The organism is Pseudomonas sp. B21-056 (genome assembly GCF_026016325.1).
Classification (GTDB): Bacteria; Pseudomonadota; Gammaproteobacteria; order Pseudomonadales; family Pseudomonadaceae; genus Aquipseudomonas.
This window is the reverse complement of sequence record NZ_CP087203.1, coordinates 6402764-6414183: the sequence shown is the minus strand read 5'-3', so window position 1 is coordinate 6414183 and position 11420 is coordinate 6402764. Positions and strand designations below refer to the sequence as shown.

8 protein-coding genes are annotated in these 11420 nt (G+C 63.5%); all 8 read left to right on the top strand.

Going from position 1 to position 11420, the window contains the following annotated elements:
• The first annotated feature begins 57 nt into the window (after positions 1–57).
• The 8 genes from LOY67_RS28155 (at position 58) to LOY67_RS28120 (ending at position 11368) form a co-directional block, all read left to right on the top strand.
• Positions 58–960, top strand: coding sequence for a LysR family transcriptional regulator (locus tag LOY67_RS28155; RefSeq protein WP_265065359.1), 903 nt, complete (start codon positions 58–60; stop codon positions 958–960).
• Positions 961–1085: 125 nt separating this feature from the next.
• A complete protein-coding gene (locus LOY67_RS28150; protein WP_265065358.1) occupies positions 1086–1712 on the top strand; it encodes a glutathione S-transferase family protein in 627 nt (208 codons plus the stop codon).
• Positions 1713–1864: 152 nt separating this feature from the next.
• Positions 1865–3058 (top strand): DUF3142 domain-containing protein, encoded by a 1194-nt coding sequence (locus LOY67_RS28145; RefSeq protein ID WP_265065357.1) that lies wholly within the window; start codon positions 1865–1867, stop codon positions 3056–3058.
• Positions 3045–5207, top strand: a complete 2163-nt coding sequence (locus tag LOY67_RS28140) for a hypothetical protein (protein WP_265065356.1) — start codon at positions 3045–3047, stop codon at positions 5205–5207. Before LOY67_RS28145 ends, LOY67_RS28140 begins: the two co-directional genes overlap by 14 nt.
• Positions 5208–5446: 239 nt before the next feature.
• A complete protein-coding gene (gene hflK, locus LOY67_RS28135; protein WP_413776158.1) occupies positions 5447–7375 on the top strand; it encodes a protease modulator HflK in 1929 nt (642 codons plus the stop codon).
• Positions 7372–8415, top strand: a complete 1044-nt coding sequence (gene hflC / locus LOY67_RS28130; RefSeq protein WP_265065355.1) for a protease modulator HflC — start codon at positions 7372–7374, stop codon at positions 8413–8415. Before hflK (LOY67_RS28135) ends, hflC begins: the two co-directional genes overlap by 4 nt.
• Complete coding sequence (hflK, locus tag LOY67_RS28125; RefSeq protein ID WP_265065354.1) at positions 8412–9464, top strand: protease modulator HflK; 1053 nt, start codon at positions 8412–8414, stop codon at positions 9462–9464. The genes hflC and hflK (LOY67_RS28125) overlap by 4 nt, the downstream gene beginning before the upstream one ends.
• Complete coding sequence (locus tag LOY67_RS28120; RefSeq protein ID WP_265065353.1) at positions 9461–11368, top strand: heavy metal translocating P-type ATPase; 1908 nt, start codon at positions 9461–9463, stop codon at positions 11366–11368. The genes hflK (LOY67_RS28125) and LOY67_RS28120 overlap by 4 nt, the downstream gene beginning before the upstream one ends.
• The last annotated feature ends 52 nt before the right edge of the window (positions 11369–11420 follow it).

The window sequence follows — 11420 nt, the reverse complement described above, 5'->3', positions numbered from 1 at the left end:
CAGCATGGCTTTGCGGCGTTTGGAAAACTTGTATCAGGATTTCTCACCGGGGGATGGATGGACAGGTTTCAGGAAATGCAGGTGTTTATGGCCGTCGCCCAGGAGTCGGGTTTTTCGGCGGCGGCGCGGCGTTTGGGTCTGTCGGCGGCCAGCGTTACCCGCGCAGTGGCGGCGTTGGAGCAACGCATCGGCACGCCTTTGCTGGTTCGTACCACCCGCAACGTGTATCTGAGCGAAGCCGGCCAGCGTTTCCTGGAGGATTGTCGGCGGATCCTCGGTGATTTGCAGGAGGCCGAGGATTCGGCGGCCGGCAGCCATGCCCAGCCCAGGGGGCAGTTGACGATCACCGCACCGGTGCTGTTCGGCCAGTTGTTCGTCACGCCGTTGCTGGTGGAGTACCTGCGCCAGTATCCCGAAGTCAGCATCAATGCCTTGCTGCTGGACCGAAATGTCAGCATGGTCGAGGAGGGCATGGACGTTGCCGTGCGCATTGGCGAGCTGCCCGACAGCAACCAGCACGCCGTCCGCGTCGGCGAAGTGCGGCGGGTCGTCTGCGGCTCTCCCGCGTTCTTCGCTCAGCATGGCCGGCCTCGACATCCGCAGGAACTGGAGCGGCTGCCGGTAGTGGCCTCCTCGGCCATCGGCCAGGTCAGAAGCTGGACCTTCGTCGACGCCGGACAATCCCTGGCGGTGCGACCGGTGCCTCGGTTGGTGGTCACCGCCAATCAGGCCGCCATCACTGCCGCCAGCCAGGGCCTGGGAATGACACGTGTGCTGTCTTATCAAGTCGCGGGGGAGGTCGCGAGTGGAGAGCTGGAAATCGTCCTGGCCGATTTCGAACTGCCGCCCCTGCCGATTCACGTGGTTTACCAGGGTGGGCGCAATGCGCCGGCCCGGGTGCGCAGTTTTGTTGATTTCACGGTCAGTGCGCTGCGTAAACACCCAGCCTTGAAAGGCTGAGGTATTGTTTCGGTGAAAGAAATAATGGATTGCATTTACGGGTGATTCTCTAGCTTTTGACTGAGGGGGAAGATGACGCCATCGATGCCGTTCTGCTGACGGCGTCATTTCCAGCGGAGTCGACCATGAACCCCATCAAGCTTTATCACTTCCCGCTTTCCGGACATGCCCATCGCGTTCAACTGATGCTCTCGCTGCTCGAGCTGCCGGTTGAGGTGATCTTTGTCGATCTGGCCAAGGGTGCGCATAAGCAGGCGGACTTCCTGGCCATCAACCCATTTGGTCAGGTACCGGTGATCGACGATGACGGCGTGGTGCTGGCCGATTCCAACGCCATCCTGGTGTATCTGGCGCAGAAATATGGCAAGGGCCGCTGGCTTCCGAGCGACCCGGTGGGGGCTGCCCGGGTGCAGCGCTGGTTGTCGGTGGCGGCCGGGCCGATCCATGCCGGGCCCGCTACAGCGCGTCTGATTACCGTGTTCGGCGCGCCTTACAATGCCGAGGACGTCATCGCCCGGTCCCACACTCTGCTGAAAGTCCTCGATCAACATTTGAGCAACCGCGACTGGCTGGCGGGTGATGCTGCCACCATCGCCGATGTCGCCGGCTATACCTACATTGCCCATGCACCGGAGGGCAACGTGTCGCTGGACGACTACGTCCATGTTCGTGCGTGGCTGGCGCGGATCGAGGCGTTGCCCGGGTTCGTGGGCATGCCGCGGACGGTTGCCGGTTTGCAGAAACACATCTGAGCGTAACCTGTAGTCCTTGGAAGGGGCCGTTTGGCATCCGGCGGCCCTGATCCTTTTGTGACACATGAAAACTTCGGCGCAACGTCCTGGCCCTATGCCCGTCCGCCGCAAGACACGGTAATCTGCCGGGTTTCAGCGGGTGATGAAGGTTCATGACTTTTCTTTTCCGGACATCCCTGGTGCTCGTCGCGTTGCTTTTGCAAGGCTGCGAGCAACCCCCCGCCGCGCCTCTCGATCAGCAGCTCTACATCTGGCAACGCCAGTGGACACCGGCCCACGAATCGGCACTGCGCCAGAGTCATCAGGACTTCTCGGGCTTGCGGGTGTTGGCCTTGCAGGCTTTTCCCGGTGCGGGCTGGAGCCGTGCGCGGATCGATCCGGCCTTGCTCAAGGCCGACGGCCGGCCGCTGATCGCAGTGATCCGCCTGGACGGGCAGCTCAAGACGCTGGATCAGGACGAGGTCATTGCGCAGATCCAGCAGGTGTTGGGCGACTGGCAAGCCCAAGGCCTGGTGCCGGTGGGCGTGGAGATCGACCATGATGCTGGTAGCGCACGGCTGTCGGCCTATGGGACATTCCTGAAGCAGTTGCGCCAGACTTTGCCGGCCACGTTGTGGCTGAGTATCACGGCCTTGCCGGCCTGGCTCGACAGCCCCGCGTTGCCCGGGCTGCTGGAAAGCGCGGACAGCAGCGTGTTGCAGGTCCACGCGGTGAGCGACCCACGCCAGGGTCTGTTCGACCCGAAACAGGCCCGACACTGGGCCGAGCGCTGGAGCGACGTTACCACGCGGCCGTTCTACCTGGCCCTGCCGGCTTATGGCGTGGCGCTGTTGACCCAGGAGAACGGCGCGCCGGTGGTTGAAAGCGAAGTGTCCATCGACAGGGCAGGCGAGCGGCGGGAGCTGCTAGCAGACCCGCAGCAAGTGGCCGGGCTGGCCGCGGATTTACGCGCCAAACCGCCGAAACACCTGGCTGGCTTGATCTGGTTTCGGCTGCCGCTGGCAAGCGACCGACGTGCCTGGAGCCTGACCACGCTCGGCGCCGTGGCTCGGGGAGACAAACTGGACAGTCGTCTGGCCCTGGAACTGGAGGACAAGGACAATTTGTACGATATCCGCCTGGTCAATCGAGGCAATCTCGACAGTCCCTGGCCCCAACGCGTGACGCTTGCCGTGGGCGCATGTGATGGGGTCGATGCCTTGGTTGGCTACACGTTGCAACAAACGCCCGGACTGCTTACCTTCACCCGCATTCAGGAAGGCCGCCTTGCCGCTGGTGCCCAACGGGCCATGGGATGGGCGCGTTGTACAAAAATTGAACAAGGAGCTTTCAATGTCTACCCGTAACTGGCCTCGTCGTCTGCTCTGCCCGGTGTTCTGTGTAAGCCTCGGCTTGCCGTTGGGCCAGGCCCTGGCCTGCGGTCCGGAGTTCCCGATGCGCCTGCTGGATAATCGCGCCCAATCATTGGCCGAATTACCCGAAGGCAGCTTTCGCTTCGAGATCAAGCGTCTTGGCCATGCCATTGCCGGACTCAAGCCGGCCAGCGAGGCGACGCGCAACCCGGATTACAACTACGACGATTCGTCTCCCTACGTGACACAGCGTAACGAGGCCGAGCGGATGGGCCTGACCCCGCCGCAGCAAGCGTTGGTGGAGCGGTTGCGGGCGTTGAGTAATATCGACGAGGTCGCTGCGCAGGCGGCGAACCTGCCTGCCGAACTGCGGTTGTATGCCATCGGCGCGGCTGCTTTTGGCGCCGGTGAAAACCAGAGGGCTGCGCAGGCGTTCCAGGAGTTGCTGGCATTGCCGGCCGACCAGCGCCCATTACGCAGTACCTGGGCTGCTTATTCCCTGGGGCGGGCATTGTTTGCCATGAGTACCGAGGCGGGCAACGAAGATCCGGCGGCGTCGCGGGATCAGGCCCGAGCGGCGTTTCGCCAGGCCCGTGAGCTGAGCGTTGCCGGTTTCAGCGATCCGCTGGAGCTGGGTATCGCCAGTCTCGGCGAAGAAGCCAGGGTGGCCTACACCGCTGACGATTGGAACAGCGCCATCGGGTTGTATGCGACCCAGTCCCTGCACGGCTCGCAGGTCGGTTACAGCTCGTTGTTGTACCTGGCGACGGACCTGAATGGGCAGCCGGACGATCGCCTGAGTGAATTGCTCAAGACCGATGCCGTGCAGCGGTTGCTGACGAGTTACTTGCTCAGCCGCGTCGGCTGGTGGGATGGGGAAGAGCCGTCCGGCGAGAAAAGACTGGTCAAGCTGTTGCAAGCCAGCAGTCATGGCAATCTCGAGGATGCCGATCGACTGGCGGCGGTGAGCTATCAGCACGGTGATTACGCCAGCGCCAAAGCCTTTGTGGAAAAAGCCGGCGACACAGGGTTGGCCTGGTGGCTGCGGGCCAAACTGGCCGTGCGTGACGGTGACAAGACGGCGGCGGCTGCGGCCTATGCCAAGGCGGCCCAGGCTTTTCCAAAGGACGAATCCTGGGGCGGTCGCCGCACGCCGGATTGGGATTACGAGGCGGTTCAGCCCAAGTGCCGGGTCGAAGGCGAGAGCGCGATCCTGGCCCTGCAACGGGGCGATTACCTGCAAGCGTTCGATCAGCTTTACCGCGGGCAGAGCAACTATTGGTATGACGCCGCTGCGGTTGGCGAGCGGGTGCTGACGGTCGAGGAATTGAAACAGTACGTCGACGCACAGGTCCCGGCTCCACCGCCGTTGAGCCAGCAGGATCGCGACAACTACGTGCAACTGCCGGTAGCCGCGCAATTGCGTAACCTGCTGGGCCGCCGCTTGCTGCGTGAAGGGCGTTATGACGAGGCACCGGCTTACTTCGATAACCCCGATCTGCAGAACAAGGCCCGTGCCTATGGGCAACTGCGTCAGGAGGCCGAGTCCAAGTGGTGGCCGACCCGCCGGGCCGAGGCGTACTTCAACGCATCCGGGATAGCACGCAAATGGGGTATGGAGTTGCTCGGCTACGAGATGGCGCCGGATTACGCCGTCATGGGGGGCGGCTACAGCCTGGAGCCAGTTGAGCTGAAGGTCGGGCCGTTGGTGGCAGAAGGGGAGGTACAGCGCCAGCAGGCCAGCGCCGCGCAACCGAACGAGCGCTATCACTATCGCTTTGTCGCCACGGCCCTGGCGAGCCAGGCGGCGGACAACCTGCCCCATACCAGCCAGGCGTTTGCGGCGGTGTTGTGCAACGCGGTCGGGTACAACTCGAGCCTGGAGGAGCAAAGCGCGTTGTACCAGCGTTATGTGAAGGAAGGCCCCTATGTGACTTGGGCCGGGGACTTTGGTCATCAGTGTCCTTATCCGGACTTCAACAAGGCTGACAAGCGCTATGTCACCCAGGCCCTCGACCCGATTCGTTCCGCGTTGCGTCCCTACAAGCGTTGGGTGCAGATCGGTGGCGTGGTGCTGGTGGTCGCGGTCGCGCTGGGGTTGATCAGTCGACGTCGGCGCAAGGCTCGGGTGTCGGCCGGCTGACCCTGCCTCAATCGATCAGACAGCTGCTCCCTGTGGCGAGGGAGCTTGCTCCTGCTCGACTGCGTAGCAGGTGCATATGCGGCGCCAGCATGAAGAATTAAAAACAGAAATTTCACAGCTATCGTTATAAGGTAACGCCATATAACGAAGCGGCTGTGGAGTCTGTCCACGTGCCCGGTTTTTGATCGCCACAAGTGCTGGGGTGGTATGCAAGTCGATCTTGATGTCGAGGGGCGCAGGTGGCCGAGCGGCCACGCTTTCAGCAGGCACAGTCCCAAGGGCGACGCCTCAGGCGGATCGCTGTCGCGCTGGCCGTCCTGGCGGGTGTGGGGCTGGTGTCCGGGTTTTTTGTCGGGCTGTTTTCGCCGCAATCCATGTGGCCGGCCTTGTTGGCGAGTCAGAGTGCGGCGTTGCTGGTGCTGGTGGCCGGTCTGCAATCCGCCTGGTGGGTGACGCAATGGCGCAGCAGGGCATTGCTGCCGACGGCGGTTATCCCAACCGCCGAGCATGAACCGGTCGATCAATCCGGCTGGTACGAACGATTGCTGGAGCGCATCAGCGCGCGCTGGATCGGCCTGCTGAAACAGATCGGCGCGCCGACTTTATGGCTGGCCGGTTGGGCAGGGCTGGTGCTGCTGAGCCTGGAGCAAGCCTGGAATCTGGCATTGCCGGCAACCACGCTTGGCCCATCGGCCAGTGTGGGGGCTGTACTTTCATTGTTGTTGGCGTTCGGCTTGTTGGTACTTGAACGCCAACTGGCTCAGCAATCCACCGTTGAATGGCCGGAAGCGCTGCCGCTGGCGCAACTGACCCGTCTGGCGATTATCGTGCTGGTGCTCGGTGGGCTGTGCCTGTTGTTTGCCGGCGAATCGTCCATCTGGCCGGTGCGCCTGGCAGTGCTGATAGGACTGTTGCCAGGGCTGGCGGCGGTGGAGCTGTTGCTGCGGGCATTGCTGTCATTGTTCAGCCCGCGTCGGGATTCCCTGGAACCGACCTTGCTGGGCCGCAGCGTCATCGCCGACCTGCTGCGCTGGCCGCCGCAGCCCTTGCTGGCCCTGCAGCATGAACTGCACAACCGCTTCGGCATCGACCTGCGCCAGATCTGGGCGTTCAGCTACATGCGCCGCGCCTTTTTGCCGGTGCTGGCGCTGGTGTCGCTGGTGGGCTGGCTGCTGACGGGCGTACATGAAGTGCCACTGCAAGGGCGCGGCATCTACGAGCGTTTTGGCAAGCCGGTGGAGGTGTTCGGTCCTGGCCTGCAGTTTGGCCTGCCCTGGCCGTTGGGCCGGGTGCTGAACGTCGAAAATGGCATCGTCCATGAACTGGCCACCAGCGTGGGCGAAAGCCGGGTGAGCACGGAGGCCGACTCGGCGGAAGGTCCGGCACCGGCGATTGCCAATCGGTTGTGGGACGCCAGCCATGTGAACGATAAATCCCAAGTGATTGCCAGCCGGCGTGCCGATCAGCAGAGCTTCCAGATCGTCAACATGGACGTGCGCTTTGTCTATCGCATTGGCCTTTCCGACGAGGCGGCGCTGGCGGCCACCTACAACAGTGCCGACATCCCCACACTGATTCGCAGCACCGCCAGCCGAGTCCTGGTGCATGAGTTCGCTTCGCGCACGCTGGACGGTTTGTTGGGGGCGGATCGGGTCAGCCTGGCCGATGAAATCGGTCGGGCTGTGCAAACCGATTTGCAGACCCTCGACAGCGGCGTGGAAATCCTGGCGACCGTGGTTGAAGCGATCCATCCACCGGCGGGGGCGGCCAATGCCTACCACGGTGTGCAAGCGGCGCAAATCGGTGCCCAGGCATTGATTGCCCGGGAACGCGGTGCGGCGGCGGAGCAGACCAACCAGGCACAGTTGCAAGCCAGTATTGCTCACGACCAGGCCCAGGCCACCGCCCGGGAAATCAACGCGACCGCCCAGGCTTCCGACTTGCGTTTCAGCGCCGAACGCAAGGCCTACGCCACGGCCGGCCACGCCTTTATGCTGGAGCAGTATCTCAGTCAACTGAGCCGAGGCCTTGGCAAGGCCCGGTTGTTGATTCTCGACCATCGTCTGGGTGGCAGCGGCAACGCGCCGACCATCGACTTGCGCACTTTCACGCTTCCGGCAGATCCCGCATCGCCGCGTAACCTTGTCCAGCCAGGAGCTGCCCATTGAGCCAGTCTTCTTCCCACGATCATCACGATCACGCCGGTCATGATCACGGCCATGCCGGCCACCATCATCATGGTCATCATCACCACCATCACGGCGACCCACAGGAAGCCGGGCCATTTCCCTGGCGGCGGATGGGCTGGGCGGCGCTGCTGGTAGCGTTTGCCGTCGCGGCCGCGAGCCTGGTCCAGGTGCGCTCGGGGGAGGCGACCGTCATCACCCGCTTCGGCAATCCGGCACGGGTACTGTTGCAGCCTGGCCTGGGTTGGCGCTGGCCGGCACCGTTCGAGGCGGCGATTCCGGTGGACTTGCGGCTGCGCACAACGTCCAGCGGTCTGCAGGACGTCGGTACCCGGGACGGGCTGCGGATCATTGTCCAAGCCTATGTGGCGTGGCAGGTGCAGGGAGATCCAGACAACGTCCAGCGCTTCATGCGTGCGGTGCAGAACCAGCCGGACGAGGCCGCCCGGCAGATTCGCACGTTCGTGGGATCGGCCCTGGAAACCACCGCTGCCAGTTTTGACCTGGCGAATCTGGTCAACACCGATGCCAGCCAGGTACGCATCGGCGATTTCGAAGCGCAGTTGCGCCAGCAGATCGAACAGCAGTTGCTCACTACCTATGGCGTGCGGGTGCTGCAAGTGGGCATCGAGCGCCTGACCTTGCCTTCGGTGACATTGACCGCGACGGTGGATCGCATGCGTGCCGAGCGGGAAACCATCGCCACCGAACGCACCGCTATCGGTAAGCGCGAAGCCGCGCAAATTCGTTCCGCCGCCGAACGGGATGCGCGGATCGTGCAGGCGGATGCCACGGTGAAAGCCGCCGATATCGAGGCTCAGTCCCGGGTCGAAGCTGCGCAGATTTATGGCAGGGCCTACGCCGGTTCACCCCAGCTCTATAACTTGCTGCGTTCGCTGGACACCCTGGGCACGATTGTCAGCCCTGGCACCAAATTGATTTTGCGCACCGATGCGGCACCGTTCCGGGTGTTGGTTGACGGGCCGCCCTCCGTGGAACCCAAAGGTGGAACACAACCATGAGTTTGGTTCCACGTGGAACAAATGAGTTGTCCAGCCCTTGGATTCAGGCAGGGCGCGTAGCGTTTCTGGCGCTTTATGCCGTCACGATCCTGGCTGCATTGGCTTGGGTTTTTTCCAACGTTCGGCAGATTGATCCACAAAATCGAGCCGTGGTGCTGCACTTTGGCGCGCTGGATCGCATCCAGAATGCCGGGCTTTTGTTGGCCTGGCCGCGTCCCGTGGAACAAGTGATCCTGCTGCCGGCAGCGGATCGGGTCCTGGAGCGCCGCGTGGAGAACCTGCTGCGCTCGGACGCGGCCTTGCAGGCCGATCGCGTCGCCAGCTTTGCCTCGCCGGTCAGCGATGCCCTGGCCGGCTCTGGCTATTTATTGACCGGTGACGCCGGGGTGGTGCAACTGGATGTACGGGTGTTCTACAAAGTCACCGAGCCCTATGCGTTCGTCTTGCAGGGTGAACATGTCCTGCCGGCGCTCGATCGGCTGGTCACCCGTAGCGCCGTGACCCTCGCAGCGGCTCGGGACCTGGACACGATTCTGGTGGCGCGTCCCGAACTGATCGGCAGTGACAATCAGGCCGCCGAACGCCGCGAACGCCTGCGCGGCGACCTGGTGCAAAGCATCAATCGACGATTGGCCGACCTTGCCGCAACGAGGCAGGGGTTGGGCATTGAGGTAGTGCGGGTCGACGTACAATCGAGTTTGCCGGGCCCTGCGGTGAATGCGTTCAACGCGGTGCTGACGGCCAGTCAGCAAGCCGATAAAGCTGTTGCCAATGCTCGCACCGAAGCCGAGAAACTGACCCAGACCGCCCGCCAGGATTCCGACCGCGCCCTGCAAGTGGCCCACGCCCAGGCAAGCGAGCGGCTCGCCAAAGCCTCGGCCGACACCGCCACGGTGCTCAGCCTGGCGAAGACCAAAGACGCTGACCCGCAAATGCTGCTGCGCCTTTATCGCGAGCGCATGCCCGCCATTCTCCAGCAGGCCGGTTCAGTGACCACGGTTGACCCGAAAGACGATTCCCGCCTGATCATTCAGGGAGCTGAGCAATGAGCGCTCAAACTGCCGCCGTTCCGATGTTGTCTTCCGCCGAGCAACGCACGGCCGCTCGACAGTTGACCCTGGCGATGCTCGCCCTCGGTCTGCTCGCCTTGGGGTTGGTATGGCGCGCCTGGTCACCGGAGCAGACCGGGGTCAGCCAGTTGCTGTTGGGGGTTGCTTCGCTGCTGGTGGCCGTGCCGGTGATGCGTTCGGCGTGGTACAGCCTGCGCTATCCGAGCCTGCATGGCATCACCGACCAACTGATCGCCCTGGCGATGCTGGGTGCCTGGGCCACGGGGGATCTGCTGACGGCGGCGCTGCTGCCGATCATCATGATCTTCGGCCATGTGCTGGAGGAGCGCAGCGTCATCGGCTCCCAGGAAGCCATCCATGCGTTGGGTCAACTGACCCGCAGCCTGGGGCGCAAGGTGTTGGCTGATGGTTCGATCGTTGAAGTCGACAACGCCACGCTGCGACCCGGCGATACGGTAGAGGTGCGTGCCGGTGATCGGGTGCCGGCCGATGGTCGGGTGTTGTCCGGCCAGGCCAGCCTCGATACGGCGCCCATCACCGGTGAGTCGGTGCCGCTGGAAGCGGTGGTGGGCACTGAGGTGTTCGGCGGTGCGATCAATCTCGATGGTTTGCTGCGTCTGGAAGTGACCCGCACCGGGCACGAGTCGACACTGGGCAAGGTCATCGCCCTGATGCAGAACGCCGAACGTTCAAAGCCGCCCATCACCCGGTTACTGGAGCGTTATGCCGGCAGCTATCTGGTGTTGGTGTTGCTGCTCGCGGCGGTGACCTGGTTCATTACCAACGATGCCCAGGCGATGCTGGCGGTGCTGGTGGCGGCATGTCCTTGCGCGCTGGTGTTGTCGGCGCCGGCGACCGCCATTGCCGGGATCGCGGTGGCAGCGCGCCATGGCATCCTGATCCGTAGCTCGGCTTTCCTGGAGGAGCTGGCAGACCTGACGTCACTGGTGGTCGACAAGACCGGGACCCTGACCTATGGCTCTTTGCGCCTGCAATCCATCGAAAGCGCGGGCAGCGATCAGCCGTCGCTGTTGCCGTTGGCCGCGAGCCTCGGCTCTGCCAGCAGCCATCCGGTCAGCCGGGCGTTGGCGGGGCTGGTGGAGCAGGAAAGCTATCTGCCGCTGACGGAGATTCATGAGCGTCAGGGCCTGGGCGTAGTGGCAATGACCCGCCAGGGCGAAGCGGCCCTCGGCCGTCCTGAGTTGTTTGCCCAGCTGGGCATCGAAACATCAACGGTGCCCAATCATGACGGCCCGATTGCCGGGCTGGCCCTGGATGGACAGTTCCTCGCCTGGTTGCTGCTGGCCGATAGCGTCAAGCCGGAAGCGCAGCTCGCCATGGCCGAGCTGCGCACGCTGGGCCTGGGGCGACAACTGTTGCTGACCGGTGACCGCCAGAGCGTGGCCAACACGTTGGCGCGGGAAGTGGGGATCGCCGACGTACAGGCCCAAGCGTTGCCGGAAGACAAACTCAAGCGGGTCATGACGGAAATCGACAACGGCTTCCGGCCCATGGTGGTCGGCGATGGCATCAACGATTCGCTGGCGCTCAAGGCCGGCGTGGTGGGCGTCGCGATGGGGGCGGGCGGTGCGGACATCGCCCTGGCATCGGCGGATATCGTCCTGATCGGCAGCGACCTGAGGCGACTCGGCACATGTGTAAGGCTCAGTCGCCAATGTCGGCACACATTACAGGTCAACGTGATCATCGGCCTGGGCTGGACGCTGGCGATTGTCGCCTTTGCCGCGTTCGGTTGGCTTGGCGCGGCGGGGGCGATGATCGCGGCGCTGCTGCATAACCTGAGCACCTTGCTGGTGTTGGGCAACGCCGGAAGACTGCTACGCTTTCAGGAGCCATTGCTGAAAGTCCGGGAGCCGGGGTAGAACTTGTGCGCGGAACTGGCAGTCCATGGTGGAAGAGGGTGTAACAGTTGGC

Excerpts from the sequence above, each read along its gene's own strand:
- LOY67_RS28145 (WP_265065357.1), top strand. The coding sequence starts at position 1,865 with ATGACTTTTCTTTTCCGGACATCCCTGGTGCTCGTCGCGTTGCTTTTG.
- hflK (WP_265065354.1), top strand. The coding sequence starts at position 8,412 with ATGAGTTTGGTTCCACGTGGAACAAATGAGTTGTCCAGCCCTTGGATT.
- LOY67_RS28155 (WP_265065359.1), top strand. The coding sequence starts at position 58 with ATGGACAGGTTTCAGGAAATGCAGGTGTTTATGGCCGTCGCCCAGGAG.
- LOY67_RS28140 (WP_265065356.1), top strand. The coding sequence starts at position 3,045 with ATGTCTACCCGTAACTGGCCTCGTCGTCTGCTCTGCCCGGTGTTCTGT.
- LOY67_RS28150 (WP_265065358.1), top strand. The coding sequence starts at position 1,086 with ATGAACCCCATCAAGCTTTATCACTTCCCGCTTTCCGGACATGCCCAT.
- LOY67_RS28120 (WP_265065353.1), top strand. The coding sequence starts at position 9,461 with ATGAGCGCTCAAACTGCCGCCGTTCCGATGTTGTCTTCCGCCGAGCAA.